Raw genomic sequence first — 19,685 nt, 5'->3', positions numbered from 1 at the left:
TTGACGGTGGGTGCCTGCGCCCCGCTCTCGGCCTGGTGGACCTGAAAGCGGCGGATATCCTCGGCCGTGGCGGTGTCGGGAGGCCGCCCCAGGAAAGCGGCGAAGCTGCGCACGAAGCGGATGTAGTCGCGCTGCGTGCCCTCGCGCAGGCCGCGCATCGCCATGTCCTCGAGCATACGCTGGCGGAGCGGGGTGATCGGACGGGGGATCTGTGTCGTCATCGCGTCTTCCTCTCGAGCTGAAGGGTGACCCCTCAGGCTCGGAGGACGACTCCGACGCGCTCAAGCGCTATCGATGACCCGCGGCCTCACCGCCCTCACCAATCCCGCGCGAGCGGGTTCGTGCTTTGGCGCTCAGCGGTCGCGCCGGCGCCGGTGAAGCGCCGCCGGCGATGCGGGCACGCGCCGAGGCGCGGCGCAGGCCCCGCGCCTGTCACCGGTTCCCCGCGCATCGTGCCGCCGATTGAAAAGCCGCGCCGCGGCGGGCAGGTTCGCAGCCATCGTCCTCTGCCGAAGGCCCGACATGCCCCTGCGCGCCACGCTCGCCCTCCCCGCCCTGGCGCTCGCGCTGGCCGCGGCGGCGCCGCCGCCGGGCGGCACGCTCGCCGACGTCGACCCGTTCATCGGCACCGGCGGCCAGGGGCACACCTTCCCCGGCGCGGTGGTGCCGTTCGGGATGGTGCAGCTCAGCCCCGACACCGACACGGCCTGCGTGATCCGCGCCTGTTACGATCACGCCGCCGGCTATCGCCATGACGACCCGACGATCCAGGGCTTCTCCCACACCCATTTCTCCGGCGCCGGCCATTCCGACCTCGGCGACATCCTGGTGATGCCGGTGAGCGGCGAGGCGGTGCTGCTCGAGCCGGGCGACGCCGCGAGGCCGGGCTCCGGCTATCGCTCGCGCTTCTCGCACGACGAGGAGACCGCCTCGCCCGGTTATTATGCGGTGACGCTGGCCGATGCCCGGGTCCGGGCCGAGATGACCGCCGGCACAAGGATCGGCGTCCATCGCTACCGCTTCCGGCCGTCCGACGCCGCGCACCTCGTCCTCGACCTGCGCTCCTCGCTGTACGATTACCCCGGCAAGATCCTGTGGTCGTCGCTGCGGCTGCACCCCGACGGCACGATCACCGGGATGCGCGAGACGCGCGGCTGGGCGCCGGCCCGCAAGCTGTTCTTCGCGATGCGATTCTCCGCGCCGCTCACCGGCCACGCCTTCGTCAGCACCGAGGAGGATGTCCCCTACAAGGGCTTCCAGGGGCCGGGCCGCGGCTCCGACGCCGTCGCCGAGCGGGCGGGGCGCGCCCTGGTCGCCCGGCTCGATTTCGGCCGGCTCGACCGTCCGCTCGAAGTGCGGGTGGCGATCTCGTCGGTCGACGCGGCGGGCGCGCTGGCCAACCTTGCCGCCGAGCCGGGCGATTTCGACGCGGTGCGGGCCAGGGCGCAGGAGGCCTGGTCGCGCGAGCTCGGCCGGATCGAGATCGACGCGCCCACGCCGATGCGCCGCATGCTCGCCACCGCGCTCTACCACAGCCTGATCGCGCCCTCGATAGCGGGGGATTCGGACGGCCGGTTCCGCGGTCCCGACGACCAGGTCCACCAGGCGGACGGCTTCACCTTCCGCTCGACCTTCTCGCTGTGGGACACGTTCCGCGCCGAGCACCCGCTGCTGACGCTGATCCAGCCGGAGAGAGTCAACAGCGACATCGTCCGCTCGCTGGTCGCCAGCCAGGAGGCGAGCCCGCACTCCATCCTTCCGGTCTGGCAGTTCCAGGGGCGCGAGACCTGGACGATGATCGGCTATCATGCCGTGCCGGTGATCGCCGACGCCTATCTGAAGGGCATCAGGGGCTTCGACGCCGCGGCCGCGCTCGACGCGATGGTGAAGAGCGCCCGCTACGCGCCCTATGGCGGGCTCGGCGACTATATGGCGCGCGGCTATGTCGCCATCGATCGCGAGCCGGAGGCCGCGTCCAAGACGGTCGAATATGCCTATGACGACTGGACGATCGCGCGGATGGCGCGGGCGCTGAGCCGCGGCGACCTCGCCGCCGAGTTCGACAAAAGGGCCGGCTATTGGCGGAACACGTTCGATACGCGCACCGGCTTCGTCCGCGCCCGCAAGGCCGACGGGACATTCCGGGCGCCGTTCGATCCGACCGCGATCAACTACGGATCGGACTACACCGAGGGCAATGCCTGGCAGTACAGCTGGTTCGTCCCGCACGACCAGGCCGGGCTGTTCCGGCTGATGGGCGGCGACCGGGCGGTGATTGCCAGGCTCGACCGGATGTTCGAATTCGACACTTCGAAGCTCGACTACAGCCATGCCGAGGACATCGCCGGGCTGATCGGCCAGTACATCCACGGCAACGAGCCGAGCCATCACGTCGCCTATCTCTACAATTATGCGGGCGCGCCGTGGCGGACCCAGGAGCGGCTGCGGCAAATCGTCGAGAGCCAGTACAAGCCGACGCCGGACGGGCTCTCGGGCAATGACGATCTCGGCCAGATGTCGGCCTGGCTGCTGTTCACCGGCCTCGGCTTCTACCCGGTCGCGCCCGGCAGCCTCGAATATGTGATCGGCCGGCCGTTCGTGCACCGCGCGGCGCTGACCCTGCCCAACGGCAAGAGGTTCACGATCGTCGCCGACGGGCTCGACGACAGCCGGCCCTATGTCGGCGCGGTGACGCTGAACGGACGCCCGCTCGCGCGCAGCTTTCTGCGCCACAAGGAGATCATGGCCGGGGGAGAGCTCCGCTTCCGGATGCAGGCCGCGCCGAACCGCAGATGGGCGACCGGCCCGAGCGCCCGGCCCTATTCCGCCTCCTCACCGCCGCGATGAGCCTTCACTCCTCGTGGAGCGCGGCGGTCGGCGAGGGCGCGCTGACGTCGCCGACCTTGCGCGCACCGCACCAGAGCTCGCCGCCTTCGGCGGACACCTTCGCGCCGGCGAGCCGCAGCGCCTCCGCATCGTCGAGAGCGTGGAAGTCGCTCATGCTGACGAAATGGCCGCCGCGCAGGAGGTACAAGCGATAATAAACGGGTGCGGCCATGGTCAGGCCTCGTCGTCCGGGACGACCTGCTGCGGCTTCAGCGGCGGCAGCACGCGGGCGAAATGCTCCTCCACCACCCGATAGCATTCGCAGGCGAGCTCCTCGAGCGTCGCGCGGCTGAGAACGCGGATGGTGCCGCGCTTCAGCTCGACCGCGCCGCTGTTGCTGAGCGTCTTCAGCACCATGTTGGTGGTGGTCCGCTGCACGCCGAGCATCTCGGCGAGCACCCCCTGCGTCACCGGAATGTCGTCTCCCGCGGCGCGATCGTGCGAGGAGAGCAGCCAGCGGCAGAGGCGCGCCTCCAGCGCATGGCTGGCGTTGCACGCGACCGACTGCATGACCTGGGCGAGCAGCGCATCGGAATAGCGGCAGAACAGGCTCTTGATGTGCGCGGATCGCGCCTTGGCGGCTTCGAGCTCGGCGAGATCGACGCGGATCGCCGCTCCGCCGACCTGGACGCTGGCGGTGCCGAAAGCGTGGGCCGTGCCGCAGCTGACGATGCCGCCGGCGGCGCCCTCCTTGCCGATCGTGGCGACATCGACGCGCGCGCCGTCGGCGAGATCGACGGCGAGCGAGATCTGGGTCCCGGCGCAGGGGAAGTAGCTCGCCGGGATCGCCTCCCCCGGCTGCCACAATATTTCGCCCTTCCTGAGGCTGACCGGCAGCGCCGCGCCGGTCAGCAGCGCCCGCTCGGCCGGGCTGAAGGTGGCGAGCAAGCGATTGCCCGCGAAGTTCACCTTGGCAGCGTCCCCGTCGGCACGCGCAGCGCCATTCTTGATCATGCCATTTCCCCGCCACACGAGACCTGCGGCCACGTCCCTCCCATTGAATAGCGGCTGGGGAGCGGCGAGTCTGTCCGGGAGTCGACATTCGCCGAAGAAAAATTCACCCGCCCGGAGGCGGCATCCTCAGTGCGGGGTCGAATCTATGCGGACAGCCTCGCCGAACGGCACCGTCCCCACGATCGCCGAGGCCTCGTCCGCGATCACCACCCGGCCGCCGATGCCGAGCGCGCCGCTGCCGATCTCGTCGCGCAGGATGTCCCGGATCACCTTCACCGCCGACGCGCGGGCCGCCTCGACGCTCGGCAGCTCCTGCCCCTCCTCGTCCCGGGTGATCCCGATCGCATTGTAGAGGTGGAAGAAATAGCGAGGCATCAGGCCGGCCGGTGCAGTGGAAGAGCGTGCGGATAACGCATGCGGCGCGCCACGGTGGCGCCGGTCCGTCGCGTTTCGCCGGCCGCCCGCCGCCTGTACCATCTTTGGGCATCGCGACTTTCGCCCACGCCGCTCAGCCGCCGACGCCGGGATAAGGCTGCTTCGCGAGCAAATTTGCGAGGTGGGCGGCGTTCGACGCGACCATCGCGGCGGTGGACCGCACCTTTTCCGGAACCTCCGGCAGCTCCTTGAAGTCGGTCTTGCCCATCGCCTCGCCCACCCAATAGCTGACCGCCGCCGCCGGGATCGTCCAGCCGGTATCGCTGAGGCCCTGGTAGAGATCGGCGCTGATGCCGTGCGCGCCGTCCTCGTTGCCGACGATCGCGGCGACGGCGACCTTGCCGTAGCTCGGCATCCGCCCCTGCTCGTCCGTCTCGCTGAGGAAGGCGTCCATCCGCTCGAGGACGCGCTTGGCGACGCTCGACATCTGCCCGAGCCAGACGGGCGTGCCGAAGATGAGGATGTTGGCGGCGAGGATGCGGCGGCGGATGTCCGGCCAGGCGTCCCCCTCGCCCTCGTCCGAGGTGACGCCGGGCCTGACGTCATGATCGACGATCCGGATCGTCTCGACGAACGAGACGCCGTGGGCGGCGAGCGCGCTCGCGACCAGGCCGATCATCTTGTCGGTCGACGATTGCTCGCCGGCCCGCCCCTTGAGGCTGCAGTTCAGTGCGATTGCCTTCAGCGTCACGCTTCGTCTCCTGTCCGTGGGAACGACCGGGGCCGGGCGCTTCGCGCGCCCAGGCCCCGGCAGCCCGTCATTCCGCCTCTTCCAGCGCCCTGCTCCGCCGGCCGACGCCGACGGCCGCGGCGACGCCGACCGCGGCGAGAGCGATGCCGCCCGCGATCGCCGCCGCGCCCGGACCGCCCGACCGGGCCGCACGCCGATCGTTGGGCTCGGTCATGCCGCGATGGACCCTGGCGAGCGCCGGACTCGGCAGGACGTTGGTCACCAGGCCCTGGACCTTCGTCTTGAGGCTGCCGGTGAAGACATGATGGCGATCGGCCATCAGCGCCTTGAAGGCCTGGTGGGCGACCTGCGCCGGATCGTCCTTCTTGCCCTCGCCGGCCGGAGTCTCGTCCATGCCGGCGCGATGGAAGAAATTGGTGTCGGTCGGCCCCGGCATGAAGCCGGTGACGACGACGCCGCGGTCCGCCCATTCGTTGCGCAGCGCCTCGGCGAACGAATGGACGAAGGCCTTCGAGGCGGAATAGACGCTCTCGAACGGCCCCGGCATCATCGACGAGATCGACGCGGTGAACAGGATCCGCCCCTCGCCGCGCGCCGCCATCGCCGGAAGGATCAGCTTGGTCAGATGAACCTGGCTGCGCACGTTGAGGTCGATCAGGCGCAGCTCGGAGTGAAGATCGGTCTCGGTGAAATCGCCACCGCCCATGCCGACGCCGGCGTTGGCGCAGAAGATTGCGACCGGACGCCCGCTCGCCGTCGCCTCGCGGTGGAAGCGCTCCACCTCCTCGGGACGGGTGAGGTCGGCAGCGACGGTGACCACCTCGGCCCCCTCGCCCCGCAGCGCCGCCGCCGCGGCGGCGAGCTTGCCCTCGTCCTGGCCGCCGATGACGAGATCGTAACCGGCGCGGGCGAACTCCCGGCCGAGCTCCAGGCCGATGCCGGTCGAGCCGCCGGTGATGACTGCGAGGGGCTTTTCTCCGAATTTCATTCTCATCTCCTGCATTCGGCCGACGGCCTCTGCGAACAAGACGCGGGGAGCGTCGGAGCGTTCCTCGTCCGGCGGCTTCCGCCGCAGCCCGTCGAAAGCGAAACGGCCTCCGGACCTGTCCCCGGGGCAGAGCGTTGGGCTATGATCGGCATGATGCGAGAGAGCATGGACGACGCCGCCAAAGCGGATATCGGCACGGCAGAGGCCGGCGGAGGGCCAGGGACGCCGGCGGCGCCCACCGCCGAGGACCGGTTCCGCGCGCTCGCCACCGCAGGCGCGCTCTCGGTCTACCGGATGAGCCCCGAGTGGCGGCTGATGTACCAGCTCGACAGCGACACGCTGGCGGTGACGTCGGAGGCGACCGAGGACTGGGCCGATCACTACATCCTGCCGGAGGACCGCGAGCGGGTGGGCGCGGCGATCCGGGAGGCGATCGCCACCGGGACGATCTTCGAGCTCGAGCATCGCGTCCGCCTCGCCGACGGGAGCATCGGCTGGGTGCTCTCGCGCGCCGTGCCGCTGCGCGGGCAAAACGGGCGGATTGTCGAATGGTTCGGCGCGGCGCGGGACGTCAGCGACCGCAAGCGGACGGAGGAGGCGCTGCGCGACAGCGAGGCCAAGTACCGCCGCCTGTTCGATTCGATGGACGAGGCCTATGCGGTGGTCGAGGTGCTGAAGGACGAGACCGGGCGCTGGGCGGACTTCCGCTTCCTCGAGGTCAATCCGGCCTTCATGGAGCATACGGCGATGCCCTACCCTGTCGGCAGGACGGCGACCGAGCTGCTCGGCACGCCCAATCCGCGCTGGGCGGCGCTGTACGGCCAGGCGCTGGATAGCGGAACGGCGCTGCGCGTCGAGGAGACGGAACCGGCGCTCGGCCGGGTCTTCGATCTCAACATCTTCGCCCTGGACCGCGCGCAGAACCGTGTCGCGGTGCTGTTCACCAACGTTACCGAACGAAGACGCTCGCTGAACCTTCAGGACACGCTGCTCGCCGAGCTGCAGCACCGGGTGCGCAACATCATGGCGGTGATCCGATCGATCGTCCGGCGCTCGCACGATGAGGAGAGATCGGCGGAGGATTACGTCCAGCACCTGGAAGGCCGGATCGCGGCGCTGGCGAGGACGCAGGCTCTGCTGACGCGGCGGCCCGGCGTCGGGGTCGATTTGGAGGAGATCGTGCGCGACGAGCTGCTCGCGCAGGCCGCCTCCGAGGACCAGGTCTCGATCCGCGGGCCGGACGTGGCGCTGGCGCCGAAGGCCGCCGAAGTGCTGACGCTGGCCCTGCACGAGCTGGCGACGAACGCGACCAAATACGGCGCCTTCTCGCACAGGGACGGGCATGTCGACATTGCCTGGCGGGTCGAGCCGCGCGACGGGCGGGACTGGCTGGTCCTGAACTGGGCGGAGAACGGCGTGCCGATCCTCGTACCGGGGCCGCTGCGGCGCGGCTTCGGCACGGAGCTGATCTCCAGCCGAATTCCGTATGAGCTGAGAGGCCGGGGCAGCTTCGAGCTGCGGCCCGGCGGGCTGCGCAGCGAGATCGAATTCCCGCTGGTGCCGGGCGGAAGCATCCTCGACATGGATGGCGGCACGATATGACCACCAATCCGGCGGCCGGTGTGGCGGGCGCGCGCGTGCTCGTCCTGGAGGACGATTATTATCTGGCGACCGATCTGCAGGAGGCGCTGGAGCAGGCCGGGGCGACGGTGCTCGGCCCCTGTTCGACGGCGACCGACGCGCTGCGGCTGATCGAGGAGAAGAGGCCCGATTGCGCGCTGCTGGACGTCAATCTCGGCCAGGGCCCGTCGTTCGACCTGCCCAAGGAGCTGTCGCGCCTCGGCGTGCCGTTCGCCTTCGTCACCGGCTACGAAGGGAACGTCATACCGGAAGCCTATGCGCAGACGGAGCGGCTTGAAAAGCCCGTCGGCCCTGGACAGGTCGTCTCCACCACTTCGCGCCTGCTGACCGGCGCCGGCGCCTGAACACCCCACTCGTCGGGGCGGAATGACTCCGGCGATGCAGCCTTAAGCTGTGCGGCATGGACGTCGTAGCGGACCCTCAGCGATCCCGCGCTGGTTCGGGGGTCTCTCCAGCCGTGCGAGATGCTGCCGGTGCAGCACGCGCATCCCTGGAACTGCCACTGGAGCTGCTCCGCCACCTCAAACGGGCGCCGCTTCGACGTGCAGCCACTGCCCTATCGGAGCGTCGACAATATCATCGTCGGCAGCGTGATCATCGGCTGGCACGTCAGCGGGGACGGCGCGCAGCGGCGGGTGCGGATGACCTTGGCCGAGACCGGCATGAACATCGCCGAGGACGCGCCGCGCCGACAGGGCTTCGGCACCGAGCTGATTACCCGCCGTCTCGCCTACGAGCTGCGCGGCACGAGCACGCTGGAGGTTCGGCCTGAGGGCGTGCTCTGCACGCTGGAATTCCCGCTGCTCACCGGATCGAGCATTCTGCAGACGGACGACAAGGGCGTCGCGGCGCGCGATCTTCCCTGACGGCGCGCGGTTTCGTGGCGCCGGTCGATCAGGACCCCTGCACCGAAAGCGCGGGCGTGGCGACGCGGGATTCGGGCAGACCAAGATAGGACGGATCGAACTCGGCGGCGGCGGCCAGCGCGTCCCAGTCTTCGATATGCACCTGGCCCTTCGCCAGGCTGGCGAGGCCCTCCTCCCGGAGCGCCTTCAGCGTCCGGTTCACATGCACCGAGGTGAGGCCGAGGGCATCGGCAAGCTGCTCCTGGGTGATGCGGATGGGATAGCTCCGCTCGGACGGCCGCTCGCTGCGGCTGATGCGGACGGCCAATTCGCAGATCAGATGCGCGAGCCGGCCCCGCGCCTCGCGCCGGCCGACGTTGAGCAGCCACTGTCCCATCACGTTGCCGTCGACGACGCAATCGCGCCAGAAGGCCGCGCCGACGGCCGGATAGCGCGCCGTAAGCTTGCGCAGCGCGGCGTGCGGTATCCGGAGGACCGTCGCCTTGGTCAGCGCGTGCAGCGCCGACGGCGCCTTGGGCATCATCAGCGAATAGAGATCGGCCATGTCGCCGGGACTGTGAAGGCCGATGGTCTGACGGCGCCCGTCGGAAAGCTGCGCAAAGCGCCCGACCAGGCCATCGAGCACCAGGCAGGCATGGTCCACGTCGTCGCCGAGCCCGACGATGTCGCGATGCGCCTCTACCCGCTGCGGCTGGCCGGGCAGAGCGAGCAGCGCCTCGCGCTCCTCGCCGTTCAGATCGGAACGCAGGCTGAGGCGCTGCAGGAACAGCTGCAGTCCCTGTCTTCGAGGTCCAATCTCCAATTGCATCTCCTCCACCAGCAAACCGATCTGACTATGTATCGATCGAGCATGCGCTAACATGGATTGGTTTTTTGGCGGGGCGTGGGGGGAGGTGAGCGCGGATCCACGGCAGTCGTTCGGGAACGGATCATTCCCCGGCGGAGCCCGGAGCGTCTTCCCAAGGCTCGTCCCCCGGGCACCCGCTGCCTTGACCGCTCCTTCGACCTCGGCTGAGATGGCGCGACACAAAGGACGGGGACCAGATGAATCGCCGCGACTTCCTGGCCTCCGCAGCCATTGCGGCGAGCGTTCCGATCGAATGGGATCTCTCCGCGGCCGCGGCGGCGGCGGCGGCCGGAGCGCCGCCGTCCGATTTCCCGATGCCGCCGCCGCGCGCCGTGATGCCGGTGCAGCCGTTCGAGAGCGAGCCCGGCCGCCTCACGCTGGACAAGGGCTGGCGCTTCCACGCCGGCGACCTGGAGGTGCCGCTCCCCCAGGGCCACAATGCCACGTACGAGGCGACCAAGGCGGGCGCCGCCCGAGGTGCCGCGGCGATCAAATATGACGATAGCGACTGGACGACGGTCGACCTGCCGCACGACTGGGTGATCGAGCGGCCCTTCGATCCCGAGGCGAACGTCTCCCAGGGCTATCGCCGGCGCGGGATCGGCTGGTACCGGCGGACGCTGCGGCTCGAGGAGAGCGACCGCGGCCGGTATCTCGAGCTGCAGTTCGGCGCGATCGCGACGAACGCGACAATCTGGTTCAACGGCTCGATCGTCTCGCACAATTGGAGCGGCTACAATTCCATCCATGTCGATGTGACCGATCTCGCCCGCTACGGGGATGCGCTCAACACGATCGCCGTCCGGGCCGACGCCGATCCGATGGAAGGATGGTGGTACGAGGGCGGCGGGATCTATCGTCACGTTCGCCTGGCGAAGCGGCCGCCCGTGCACATCACGACCGACGGCATCCATGCCGATCCCCGCCGCCGCCCAGACGGCGGCTGGACGGTGCCGGTCGTCGCCACCCTCGGCAACATCGGCGAGGCCGCGGCGGAGGCCGAGATCGAGGCGGTGCTGCTCGATCCCGCCGGCAAGACGGTGGCCGGCGGCCGCACCCGAGCGCAGGTGATGCCGCTCGGCCGGGCGGAAGCGCGTATCGCCCTCCCGGTGCCGGCGCCGCAGCTCTGGTCGGCCGACACGCCGCATCTCTACACGCTCGTCACGCGCCTCGTCGGCGATGCGGCGGCGGCCGACGAGCGGCGGCTCGAGCTCGGCTTCCGCACGATCCGGTTCGACGCCGAGCACGGCTTCTTCCTCAACGAGCAGCCGACCAAGCTGAAGGGCGTGTGCATCCACCAGGACCATGCCGGCGTCGGCGTCGCCGTGCCGGACGCGCTCTGGGAGTGGCGGATACGCCGGCTGAAGGCGCTCGGCGCGAACGCGATACGCTTCGCGCACAACGCCCCGCCGACCGAGGCGCTCGACCTCTGCGACCGGCTCGGCATGCTGGTGATGGACGAGAACCGGCAGTTCAACACCAGCCCCGATTATCTCGCCCAGCTCGAATGGATGGTGCGGCGCGACCGCAACCGGCCGAGCGTGATCCTCTGGTCGGTGTTCAACGAGGAGCCGATGCAGGGCACGCCGCAGGGCTATGAGATGGTGCGGCGCATGGCCCATGTCGTGAAGCAGCTCGACGACCAGCGGCCGGTGACCGCCGCGATGAACAACGGCATGTTCGCGCCGAGGACCGTCAGCCAGGCGGTCGACGTGGTCGGGTTCAACTACCAGGCCGACCAATATGACAAGTTCCATGCCGCCTTTCCGGACAAGCCGCTGACCAGCTCCGAGGACACCAGCGCCTTCATGACGCGGGGCGAGTACAGGACCGATCGTGCCCGCCATGTCATGGCCTCGTATGATGAGGAGCGGGCCGACTGGGGTGCGACCCACCGCAGCTCGTGGAAGGCGATCGCCGAGCGGCCCTGGCTCGCCGGAACCTTCGTCTGGACGGGCTTCGACTATCATGGCGAGCCGACGCCGTTCGAATGGCCGAGCGTCTCCAGCCTGTTCGGGATCATGGACCTGTGCGGCTTTCCGAAGACCGCTTTCCATCTCCGCCGCGCGCAATGGGTCGACGACACGCCCCTGCTCGATCTCGCGCCGCACTGGACCTGGCCGGGCCGCGAGGGCGATCCGATCAAGGTGATGGCGTTCACCAACGTCGAGCGGGTGGCGCTGATCCTCAACGGACGCCGCCTCTCGGAGCAGGCGGTCGACCGCTACGAGATGCCGTCGTGGAGCGTGCCGTACGCGCCGGGGCGGCTGGAGGCGATCGGCTATCGCGGCGGACGCGCGGTCGTGCGGGCCATGGTCGAGACGACCGGCGCGCCCGTCGCCCTCCGGCTCACGCCCGACCGGCCGATGATGGCCGGCGACGGCGAGGACGTGCAGCCGATCACCGTCGACGCGGTCGACGCCAAAGGCCGGCACGTGCCGACCGCGAACCTGCCGGTCGACTTCGCGATCGCCGGCGGCACGATCATCGGGCTCGGAAACGGCGATCCGCTCAGCCACGAGCCCGAGAAAGGAAGCAGACGGAGCCTGTTCAACGGACTCGCCCAGGTGATCGTCCGCGCCGACGAGGGTGCCGGGCCGCTCACCCTCGCGGCCACCGCGCCGGGTCTCCGCACCGGGCGCCTGAGCGTCAGGCGGGTGCAGAGTCCGGCGCGGCAGAGCGTCGCGGTGGTGACGGACGCCAAGGCCGGCGGCTGAGGCCTTTCGCCCCGGGGGATGCGGGCGCGCTCTATAATGGTTCAGGCGCCATGCCGCGCGCAGGCCGCGCCCACAGCAGAACGAGACCAGATGCTCCACCAGCCGCTCAGCCCATCGGAAGCCGATCACCTTCGCGAGCGCGTCCGCAGGCTCGAGGCGCTGGCGCGGGTGCAGTCGCGCCTCGCCGAGGCGGAGCTTGACCTCGACGAGTTCATGCAGCTGGTCATCGACGAGCTGGAGCAACTGGTCGGCGCGGCCGGCGTGGTGCTGGAGCTCGCCGAGGGCGAGCACATGGTCTACCGCGCGGTCAATTCCGCCTTGGCCGGGTTCAAGGGCCTGAGGATCGGGCGCCGCGGCAGCCTCTCCGGCCTGTGCGTCGACCAGGGCGAGATGCTGCTGTGCGGCGACACCGCGGACGACCCTCGGGTCGATCGGGCGGCCTGCGAGCGGACCGGGATAAGATCGATGATCTGCGCCCCTCTGGTCCAGCGCAGCCGCACGGTGGGCGTGCTCAAGATCTCCTCCGATCGGCCGCACGCCTTCGGCGAGGACGACGTCCACGCGCTTCGCCTGATCACCGCCGCGCTGGCCGCCGAGATGCACAAGCAGGTGCGCTTCGACGGCGCCAAGCGAACGCTCGCCGAGCGGACCGAGACCTCGCGCACGCTCGCCCGCGAGGTGACCGAGCGCACCGCGCTCGAAACCGAGCTGCGCGCCAAGGAACAGCGGCTCGCAGGCATCATCGGCAATGCGCACCAGGCGATCGTCACCATGACCGGAGACGGCCTGGTCACGTCGTGGAACCGCCAGGCCGAGCTCACCTTCGGATGGAGCGAGGACGAAGCGCTCGGGCAGGACATGGCCGATCTGATCGTGCCGATGGAAATGCGCGACATGCACAGCGCCGCGCTCCGCCGCTTCCTCGAGACCGGAGAGGGCCGGCTGATCGGCCGGCGCATCGAGGTCCAGGCGCTGCACAAGAGCGGCCGCGAGATCCCGGTCGAGCTCGCCATCACCGCCGCCGCGATCGGCGACGCCTGGGAGTTCACCGCGCTGCTGCACGACATCACCGAGCGCCGCAGCAGCACCGAATTGTTCGAGAATGCGTTCAACCACGCGCCGATCGGCATGGCCCTGGTCGGTCTCGACGGCGCGCTCCTCAAGGTCAACGACGCCTTCTGCAGGATCATCGGCTATTCGCCCGAGGAGGCCCAGCAGCTCGACTTCCAGTCGATCACCCATCCCGAGGACCTGGCGCGCGACGTCGCCGAGCTCGAGCGGCTGCTCGCCGGCGAGGGGCGGAGCTATCGCGTCGCCAAGCGCTACATCCGCAAGAGCGGCGGCGCCGTCTGGGTGCGGCTGTCGGTCTCGGTGGTCGATTCCGACGAGGGGCAGCCGAAGCATTTCATCGCCCAGGTGGAGGACCTCACCGCGGAGCGCGAGGCGGAGAGCCGCTACCGGCTGATGGCGGAGAATTCGACCGACATGATCGCGACCAGCGATCTCGCCGGCGTGCTGACCTTCGTCTCGCCGGCCTGCGAGCGGATCCTGGGCGTGGCGCCGCAGGCGCTGATCGGCTGCACGGCCGCGGAGCTCATCCATCCGGACGACATCGCCGGCTTCAAGGACGCGTTCCGATCGTTGCTGAAGACCGGGGTGACGAGCCGCGTGCGCTGGCGGGCGCTCGGCGCCAGGGGCGAGTGGGTGTGGCTCGAATCGAGCCCCGCCCTGCTGCTCGACGCGCAGCACGAGGGCGTCACCGGGTTCATCGACGTCATTCGCGACGTTACCGACCGCAAGCGGCGCGAGGACGCGCTCGCGGAGGCGCGAGCCCGGGCCGAGGAAGCGGTGAAGTCCAAATCCGATTTCGTCGCCAACGTCAGCCACGAGCTGAGGACGCCGCTCAACAGCATCATCGGCTTTTCCCGGCTGCTCACCGAAGCGCCCGAACTCAGCGACGAGACCAAGCGCAGGGTGTCGCTGATCCACAGCGCCGGCCAGGCGCTGCGCGGCGTGATCGACAACGTGCTCGATTTCTCCAAGCTCGAGGCCGAGGCGCTGGAGCTCAACCAGGCCGATTTCGACCTTCACGACCTCATCGGCCAGACGATCGGCCTGATGGAGCCGCAGGCCGTCGCCAAGGACCTGTCGCTCAACGTGCTGCTCGCCTCCGACCTGCCGGTCTACGTCCGGGGCGACGAAGGCCGGCTCCGCCAGGTGCTGCTCAACCTCTTGTCCAACGCGGTGAAGTTCACCCGCGAAGGCGCGGTGACGCTGAGCGCCTCGGTGACCGCGCGGTCGGAGCACAAGGCCCGGCTGCGGATCGAGGTGAAGGACACCGGCGCCGGCATCCCGGCCGACCGGCTCGACACCTTGTTCGGCCGCTTCGTCCAGGCGGGCCCGTCGGTCGCCTCGCATTACGGCGGCACCGGCCTCGGCCTCGCGATCACGCGCCAGCTGATCGAGCTGATGGGCGGGGCAATCGGCGTGCGCAGCGTTCCGGACCGGGGCTCCACCTTCTTCCTCGAGATCGAGCTGCCTCTGGCCGTTTCCGCAGGGCGGGACCAGGCGGGCCGCTCCAGCCTCGGCCCGGACTCGCTGCACGGCCGGCGCATCCTGGTCGTCGACGACGTCGATCTGAACCGCGACCTGATGCTGGCGACGCTGTCGCGCTACGGCGCCGCGATCGCGGCTGTCGGCGACGGCGAGCAGGCGGTGGCGGCGATCCTCGGCGGCGATTTCGACCTCGTGCTGATGGACTGCCAGATGCCGGTCCTCGACGGCTTCGCCGCCACCCGCCAGATCCGCGCGTCCGGAGCCCCGCAGGCGCGGATCCCGATCGTTGCGCTCACCGCCAGCGCCCAGCCCAGCCATATCGACCGGTGCCGGAGCGCCGGCATGGACGACCATCTCACCAAGCCGCTCGACGAAGCGGCGCTCGAGCGGGTGCTGCGGCGCTATCTCGCGACCGGGCACGCCGCGGCGCCCGGGGCCGCAGCCCCGCCACCGGCGCCGACGGACACCGCCCTCCCGCCCGCGCTGGAGGCGCGCTATGCCGCGCGCAAGGCGGCGGCGCTGGAGACGATCGTTGCGGTGATCGCGACCGGCGGCCTGACGGAGCGCGCGATTGCCGAGATCAAGACGATCGCCCACCAGCTCGCCGGCACTGCCGGCATGTTCGGCGATGCGCCGCTCGGCGAGGCGGCGCACGCGCTCGAGATCGGCCTCGAGAGCTGGCCGGCCGCCGACAGGTTCGAACGCGTCTGCGCGGCCTACTGGCGGCTCAAGGAGCTCGCCGGCCCGGCAGATTGAGCGAAGGCGCGGCGGCGGCGCCCGGCGTGCGCCCCTGCGCCCGCCATCGCAACCTAAGCGAGATCCAGAAGGACCAGCTCGGCCTCCGTCTCCGCCTCGATCTCCAGCAGGGTCTCGCCGGACAGTGCGGCGCCGTCGCCGGGCCGCATCTCGGTGCCGTTGAGGCCGATCAGGCCCGACGCGACCTGCACCCAATAGCCGCGCTCGGGCGAGAGGGGACGGGCGAGCGTTGCGCCCTCGTCCAGCCGTGCGACCTCGATCGCGGCGTCCTGGTGGAGGCGGAGCGAGCCGGCGCGTCCCTCGCCACTGGCCACGGTGACGAGCCGGTTGCGCAGGGCGTCGGGCGGGAAGCTCTTCTGCTCATAGGACGGCGCGAGGCCGAACTCGGACGGGATGATCCAGATCTGGAGGGCGTGCGCCTGCTCCTCGCCGCTCGGGTTCATCTCGCTATGGGTGACGCCGGTGCCTGCGCTCATCCGCTGCACGTCGCCGGCCCGGATCACCGCCTCGTTGCCGAGGCTGTCGCGATGCGCCACCGCGCCGCTCAGGACGATGGTGACGATTTCCATGTCCTGGTGGCCGTGCTCCGGAAAGCCGGCGCCGGGCACGACCCGATCCTCGTTGAGCACGCGAAGGCTCCTGAAGCCCATGTGGCGGGGATCGTGATAGTCGCCGAAGGAGAAAGAGTGGCGCGCATCGACGAGCGCACCGCGATGATGGCCGCGGGCGCCGCGGTCGCGGAAGACGATCATGCGCCTTTCGACGGCCGCGCCGCGGGGAACTCCGGCCGCTTCGCGGCCGCGGTGCGGATCTTGCGGCACGGGCAGGTGAGGTCGAGCATCGACGCTCCTTAGCACGGCCGCCGGCGCGCGACAGCCGCGGCTTCGTCCCTCGTGATCGCCTGGCGGCCCGTGCTTGTCGGCGATCGATGCACCGCATAGGGTCGCCGCCGATCGATGGGGGACATGATGATCGTGACGCGTGCCTTTCTCGCCCTGATGCTCTTGCCCGCGGCGGCGCTGGCCCAGGGTTCGACTGAGCAGGCGCGGGCCATCGCCGGCGAACCCGCCGCGACCGCGCAGCGGCTGACGCTGGCCGAGCTGCCGCAGCCGGCGGGGAAGAAGGTCCTCTTGTTCGACGGCAAGAGCCTGAGCGGGTGGCAGGCGTGGCTCGGCTATGCCGATCCCTCGATCACCTACAATGCCGGGGCCGGCGCCGTGCCGATCGGCACCGGCCGGGATACGAGCGGCGACTTCGCGGTGCGGCAGGTGGACGGACGGCCGGCGATCTGGGTGAGAGGCGAGACCTGGGGCAGCCTGGTCCATCAGGCGGACCTCCGCGACTATCACCTGCGGCTGCAGTTCAAATGGGGCGAGAGGACCTGGGCACCGCGCAAGACGGCGCCGCAGAACAACGGCCTGCTCTACCACAGCCATGGCGCGGCCGGTGAGGTGTTCGGGACGTGGCGGCCGTCGGTCGAGTTCGAGATCATGAAGGGATCGACCGGCATGATCGTCATGGTCGGCAGCAAGGTGCGGGCGCGCACCGAGGTGGCGTTCGATCCCTCGCTGATCGCGCCGCACCTGCGGTACCGCGCCGGCGGGCGGGCGATCGACATGGTGAACGGCACCCCGACCTGGAATGTCGAGGCGGCGCGCGATGCCGAGCGGCCGACCGGCGAATGGAACACGCTCGACCTCTACGTGCTCGGCGACCGCGCGATCCACGTGGTGAACGGCGTGCCGGTCGCGGAGGTCCGCGACATGGCGACGATCGCGCCGGACGGCACGCGGACGCCGCTGACCCATGGACGCATCCAGCTGCAGTCCGAAGGCGCCGAGACCTGGTTCCGCGACATCAGCATCGAGCCGATCCGCACCCTGCCCCGCATCGTCGTCTCGGGGGCGCAGAGGTAGCAAGCCGGCATTGACCTCGCTGTATTAGACACATAATACAGGCCGGCAATCGGCGGAGGGATGATGCGGGGGATCGTGATCGCGATGCTGGCGGCGCTCGGCGTCGCCTCGGCAGCCAAGGCCGGCGCCTTCGATCCGCGCCGGCACAAAGCGGAGATAGCGGGCGCGCCGACGCAGATACTGGTGCTCGGCAGCCCGCACCTTTCCGGCATGCCGCCCGGCTTCCGGGCCGAGCTGCTCGAGCCGCTGCTCGCCCGGCTCGCCGCCTTTCGTCCGCAGGTGATCACCATCGAGGCGCTGTCGGGTTCCGATTGCGACATGCTGCAGCGCTTTCCGGCGCTCTACGGCAGCGCCTATCAGGACTTCTGCCGCGGCACGGCCGAGGCGCAGAAAGCGACCGGCCTGTCCGTTGCCGAGGCGCTGGACGCCATCGACAAGACCTTCGCGACCTGGCCGGCAGCGCCGAGCGCGGCCGAGAGGCGCCGGCTCGCCGCGCTGTTCCTGGCCGCGGGCGACCGCGCCTCGGCGATGGTCCAGTGGCTGCGCCTCTCCCCGTCCGAGCGCCGCCCGACGGACGGCCTCGAGGCCGCCCTGGTCAAGATCCTCGAGCGCAAGGATGCGAAGCTCAACGAGAGCTTCGAGGTGGCGGCCACGCTGGCGGCGCGGCTGGGGCTCGAGCGGGTCCATCCGAGCGACGACCACAGCGCCGATGCGATCGTTGCCAAGGCCGACGACAGCTTCGGCGCGGCGCTGGGCGAGATCCGCGGCACGAAGGCCGCGGAAGCGGGACGGGCCGATTACGAGCGGCGGGTCGCGGCCCTCACCGACGGAGACGCGGTGCTCGGCTTCTACCGGCACATGAATGCGCCGGCGACGCAGGACGCCCTGATCGCGGCCGATTTCGGCGCCGCGGCCCGGCACCACAGCCCGGCGCTCTTCGGACGCCAGTATCTGGCGTGGTGGGAGACACGCAATCTGCGCATGGCGGCCAACATCCGCGCAGCATCCGGAACCCGGCCCGGCGCGCGGGTGCTCGCGATCGTCGGCGCCTCGCACAAGGCCTATCTCGAAGCCTATCTCGAGATGATGCAGGACGTCGCCCTGGTCGATGCCGAGGCCGTGCTCAAGTAAGGGACCGCGCGTTCAGCGCCGCTCCCCGGGACCCGCTGGCGCATCAGGGCATCGCCCTTCGACACTCGCGCGCATCGCCGGGATCAGGGTGCTGTCGTCCTGCGAGGCTTCCCAGGCGAAGATGCCGGCGAGGCCGTGGCGGATCGCCCAGCGGCCCTTGGCGCAGATCGAGCGGGGATCGTCGAACGAGAGGAAGGCCGCGCCGTCGGCGACATAAGCGGCCTCGGCGGCGGCGTCATAGCCCCTGCCCGCGCGGGCGCCGAGCTGGCGATAGGGGATGGTGCCGACGAAGCTGCCTTTGGGCGTGGCGGCGGGGAAGGTGCCGGCCGACCAGTCCACGTCCTTCCACGCGCGGGCGTAGAGCGCGGCGCCGATCACCATCTTGGCGCGCGGCACGCCGGCTTCGGCGAGGGTGCGGACCATCGCATCGGCGCCATAGCCTTCGGTGGCGGGAGAGGCGTGGAGGTTGGTGTGGTGGCCGGGCGGGCCGCCGCCGCCCGAGAAGTCGCCGCGAACGGCGAACGCTTTCTCGGGCGTGAAATCATAGGTCATCACGAACAGATAGTTGAACCAGCCCTGGGTGCCCGGCCAATCGACGCCGCGGACGCTGCGCTTATAGCCGGCGACGGCCGCGGTGAGCTGATAGGGCCGGCGATGGCGGCGGCCGAGATCGTCGAGCGTGGCGCGCAATTCCCGCGCGAGGGCGCGGAAGGCTTCCGCCTCCGCCTGCCGCTCCGCCTCGGCCAGCAGCGGACGCACATTGTCGCCGCCGCCCGGATATTCCCAATCGACGTCGACCCCGTCGAAGGGCGGGTGGGCGCGCAGGAACGACGCGACCGAGCGCACGAAGGTGGCGCGCGTCGTCGCGTTGCGGATCATGTCGGGGTAGAGCGGCATGCCCCAGCCGCCGACCGAAAGGATCAGCTTCAGATCGGGGTTGCGCGCCTTAAGGGCGGCGAGAGCGGCGAGCTCGGCGCGCGTGCCCGCATCGCCCGGCAGCGTGATCTCGAACGGGCGGCGGCCGCGGCAGTGGCGGGCGCGCTCGGCCGCCGCCTCGGCCGGGATGCCGGCGTGGCGGCCGCACATCGTCGCGAAGGCGTAGACGAGATGGGTCAGCTGCTCCGCCGGGAGCGACGCCGCCGCCTCGGCCTTGCCGCTCGCCGCATAATAGACGCCGACCACCCGCTCCGCCGGGGCGGGCCCGGCCAGCCCGAGGAGGAGAAGAGCCGCCGCGACGCGGCAGAGGGCCCGCATCGCGGAGCACCGGTTCGATAGCACCTGCCGAATTCCCGAATCGTGTC

Annotated in this window: 17 protein-coding genes; 8 read left to right on the top strand and 9 right to left on the bottom strand. The window is 70.3% G+C overall.

The annotated features are described in order from the left end of the window. The coding region (locus tag E2493_RS02430; RefSeq protein WP_167737344.1) for a phage integrase N-terminal SAM-like domain-containing protein at window positions 1-221 on the bottom strand (221 nt) is incomplete at its 3' end. A gap of 301 nt (window positions 222-522) precedes the next feature. Here E2493_RS02430 and E2493_RS02425 point away from each other — a divergent pair. Continuing rightward, complete coding sequence (locus tag E2493_RS02425; RefSeq protein ID WP_135083344.1) at window positions 523-2,847, top strand: GH92 family glycosyl hydrolase; 2,325 nt, start codon at window positions 523-525, stop codon at window positions 2,845-2,847. Between the two features lie 4 nt (window positions 2,848-2,851). On the opposite strand, the gene E2493_RS02420 is transcribed toward E2493_RS02425, so the two are convergent. From E2493_RS02420 to E2493_RS02400, 5 genes are all read right to left on the bottom strand, one after another. Further along, window positions 2,852-3,058, bottom strand: a complete 207-nt coding sequence (locus E2493_RS02420) for a hypothetical protein (RefSeq protein WP_135083342.1) — start codon at window positions 3,056-3,058, stop codon at window positions 2,852-2,854. A 2-nt stretch (window positions 3,059-3,060) separates the two neighbouring features. Next, the gene (locus E2493_RS02415; protein ID WP_135083340.1) at window positions 3,061-3,840 is read right to left on the bottom strand and encodes a Crp/Fnr family transcriptional regulator; all 780 of its coding nucleotides are present in this window, start codon (window positions 3,838-3,840) and stop codon (window positions 3,061-3,063) included. Window positions 3,841-3,966: 126 nt separating this feature from the next. Then, the gene (locus tag E2493_RS02410) at window positions 3,967-4,215 is read right to left on the bottom strand and encodes a DUF6894 family protein (protein ID WP_135083338.1); all 249 of its coding nucleotides are present in this window, start codon (window positions 4,213-4,215) and stop codon (window positions 3,967-3,969) included. A 133-nt stretch (window positions 4,216-4,348) separates the two neighbouring features. Further along, entirely contained in the window at window positions 4,349-4,966 is a 618-nt protein-coding gene (locus E2493_RS02405; RefSeq protein ID WP_135083336.1) for a flavodoxin family protein, read from the bottom strand. A gap of 67 nt (window positions 4,967-5,033) precedes the next feature. Next, the gene (locus E2493_RS02400; protein WP_225421093.1) at window positions 5,034-5,954 is read right to left on the bottom strand and encodes an SDR family NAD(P)-dependent oxidoreductase; all 921 of its coding nucleotides are present in this window, start codon (window positions 5,952-5,954) and stop codon (window positions 5,034-5,036) included. A 153-nt stretch (window positions 5,955-6,107) separates the two neighbouring features. On the opposite strand from E2493_RS02400, the gene E2493_RS02395 reads away from it, so the two are divergent. The 3 genes from E2493_RS02395 (at window position 6,108) to E2493_RS02385 (ending at window position 8,461) form a co-directional block, all read left to right on the top strand. Further along, on the top strand, window positions 6,108-7,556 hold the full coding sequence (locus tag E2493_RS02395) for a sensor histidine kinase (protein WP_318531671.1): 1,449 nt from the start codon (window positions 6,108-6,110) through the stop codon (window positions 7,554-7,556). Continuing rightward, window positions 7,553-7,939, top strand: a complete 387-nt coding sequence (locus tag E2493_RS02390; RefSeq protein ID WP_135083331.1) for a response regulator — start codon at window positions 7,553-7,555, stop codon at window positions 7,937-7,939. The genes E2493_RS02395 and E2493_RS02390 overlap by 4 nt, the downstream gene beginning before the upstream one ends. A gap of 120 nt (window positions 7,940-8,059) precedes the next feature. Beyond that, window positions 8,060-8,461 carry a sensor histidine kinase gene (locus E2493_RS02385; RefSeq protein ID WP_135083329.1) on the top strand — a complete coding sequence of 134 codons (402 nt, stop codon included), beginning with the start codon at window positions 8,060-8,062 and terminating at the stop codon, window positions 8,459-8,461. Between the two features lie 28 nt (window positions 8,462-8,489). Here E2493_RS02385 and E2493_RS02380 read toward each other — a convergent pair whose 3' ends face one another. Next, window positions 8,490-9,263 carry a Crp/Fnr family transcriptional regulator gene (locus tag E2493_RS02380; protein WP_167737342.1) on the bottom strand — a complete coding sequence of 258 codons (774 nt, stop codon included), beginning with the start codon at window positions 9,261-9,263 and terminating at the stop codon, window positions 8,490-8,492. 242 nt (window positions 9,264-9,505) lie between these two features. Here E2493_RS02380 and galA point away from each other — a divergent pair, with 242 nt between their 5' ends. Then, complete coding sequence (gene galA, locus E2493_RS02375; protein ID WP_135083325.1) at window positions 9,506-12,025, top strand: beta-galactosidase GalA; 2,520 nt, start codon at window positions 9,506-9,508, stop codon at window positions 12,023-12,025. A gap of 90 nt (window positions 12,026-12,115) precedes the next feature. Then, window positions 12,116-15,337, top strand: coding sequence for a PAS domain S-box protein (locus E2493_RS02370; RefSeq protein WP_167737341.1), 3,222 nt, complete (start codon window positions 12,116-12,118; stop codon window positions 15,335-15,337). A 53-nt stretch (window positions 15,338-15,390) separates the two neighbouring features. Here the strand turns inward: E2493_RS02370 and E2493_RS02365 are convergent, their stop codons facing one another. Then, a complete protein-coding gene (locus E2493_RS02365; RefSeq protein ID WP_135083322.1) occupies window positions 15,391-16,089 on the bottom strand; it encodes a pirin family protein in 699 nt (232 codons plus the stop codon). Window positions 16,090-16,305: 216 nt separating this feature from the next. Between E2493_RS02365 and E2493_RS02360 the strand changes: the two genes are divergently transcribed. Both E2493_RS02360 and E2493_RS02355 read left to right on the top strand, forming a co-directional pair. Continuing rightward, window positions 16,306-17,253 carry a 3-keto-disaccharide hydrolase gene (locus E2493_RS02360; protein ID WP_135083320.1) on the top strand — a complete coding sequence of 316 codons (948 nt, stop codon included), beginning with the start codon at window positions 16,306-16,308 and terminating at the stop codon, window positions 17,251-17,253. A gap of 63 nt (window positions 17,254-17,316) precedes the next feature. Beyond that, complete coding sequence (locus tag E2493_RS02355) at window positions 17,317-18,384, top strand: DUF5694 domain-containing protein (protein WP_225421092.1); 1,068 nt, start codon at window positions 17,317-17,319, stop codon at window positions 18,382-18,384. A gap of 12 nt (window positions 18,385-18,396) precedes the next feature. Here the strand turns inward: E2493_RS02355 and E2493_RS02350 are convergent, their stop codons facing one another. Continuing rightward, complete coding sequence (locus tag E2493_RS02350; protein ID WP_135083317.1) at window positions 18,397-19,638, bottom strand: glycoside hydrolase family 18 protein; 1,242 nt, start codon at window positions 19,636-19,638, stop codon at window positions 18,397-18,399. Between the last annotated feature and the right edge of the window lie 47 nt (window positions 19,639-19,685).

It is taken from the genome of Sphingomonas parva (ex Maeng et al. 2020) (assembly GCF_004564275.1).
Lineage (GTDB): Bacteria > Pseudomonadota > Alphaproteobacteria > Sphingomonadales > Sphingomonadaceae > Allosphingosinicella > Allosphingosinicella parva.
This window is presented reverse-complemented; position numbering and strand designations above follow the sequence as displayed.

Bases quoted from the DNA above. Each gene is read 5' to 3' on its own strand.
- E2493_RS02425 (WP_135083344.1), top strand. From the start codon at position 523: ATGCCCCTGCGCGCCACGCTCGCCCTCCCCGCCCTGGCGCTCGCGCTG.
- E2493_RS02420 (WP_135083342.1), bottom strand. From the start codon at position 3,058: ATGGCCGCACCCGTTTATTATCGCTTGTACCTCCTGCGCGGCGGCCAT.
- E2493_RS02415 (WP_135083340.1), bottom strand. From the start codon at position 3,840: ATGATCAAGAATGGCGCTGCGCGTGCCGACGGGGACGCTGCCAAGGTG.
- E2493_RS02410 (WP_135083338.1), bottom strand. From the start codon at position 4,215: ATGCCTCGCTATTTCTTCCACCTCTACAATGCGATCGGGATCACCCGG.
- E2493_RS02400 (WP_225421093.1), bottom strand. From the start codon at position 5,954: ATGAAATTCGGAGAAAAGCCCCTCGCAGTCATCACCGGCGGCTCGACC.
- E2493_RS02395 (WP_318531671.1), top strand. From the start codon at position 6,108: ATGCGAGAGAGCATGGACGACGCCGCCAAAGCGGATATCGGCACGGCA.
- E2493_RS02390 (WP_135083331.1), top strand. From the start codon at position 7,553: ATGACCACCAATCCGGCGGCCGGTGTGGCGGGCGCGCGCGTGCTCGTC.
- E2493_RS02385 (WP_135083329.1), top strand. From the start codon at position 8,060: ATGCTGCCGGTGCAGCACGCGCATCCCTGGAACTGCCACTGGAGCTGC.
- galA (WP_135083325.1), top strand. From the start codon at position 9,506: ATGAATCGCCGCGACTTCCTGGCCTCCGCAGCCATTGCGGCGAGCGTT.
- E2493_RS02370 (WP_167737341.1), top strand. From the start codon at position 12,116: ATGCTCCACCAGCCGCTCAGCCCATCGGAAGCCGATCACCTTCGCGAG.
- E2493_RS02365 (WP_135083322.1), bottom strand. From the start codon at position 16,089: ATGATCGTCTTCCGCGACCGCGGCGCCCGCGGCCATCATCGCGGTGCG.
- E2493_RS02360 (WP_135083320.1), top strand. From the start codon at position 16,306: ATGATCGTGACGCGTGCCTTTCTCGCCCTGATGCTCTTGCCCGCGGCG.
- E2493_RS02355 (WP_225421092.1), top strand. From the start codon at position 17,317: ATGCGGGGGATCGTGATCGCGATGCTGGCGGCGCTCGGCGTCGCCTCG.
- E2493_RS02350 (WP_135083317.1), bottom strand. From the start codon at position 19,638: ATGCGGGCCCTCTGCCGCGTCGCGGCGGCTCTTCTCCTCCTCGGGCTG.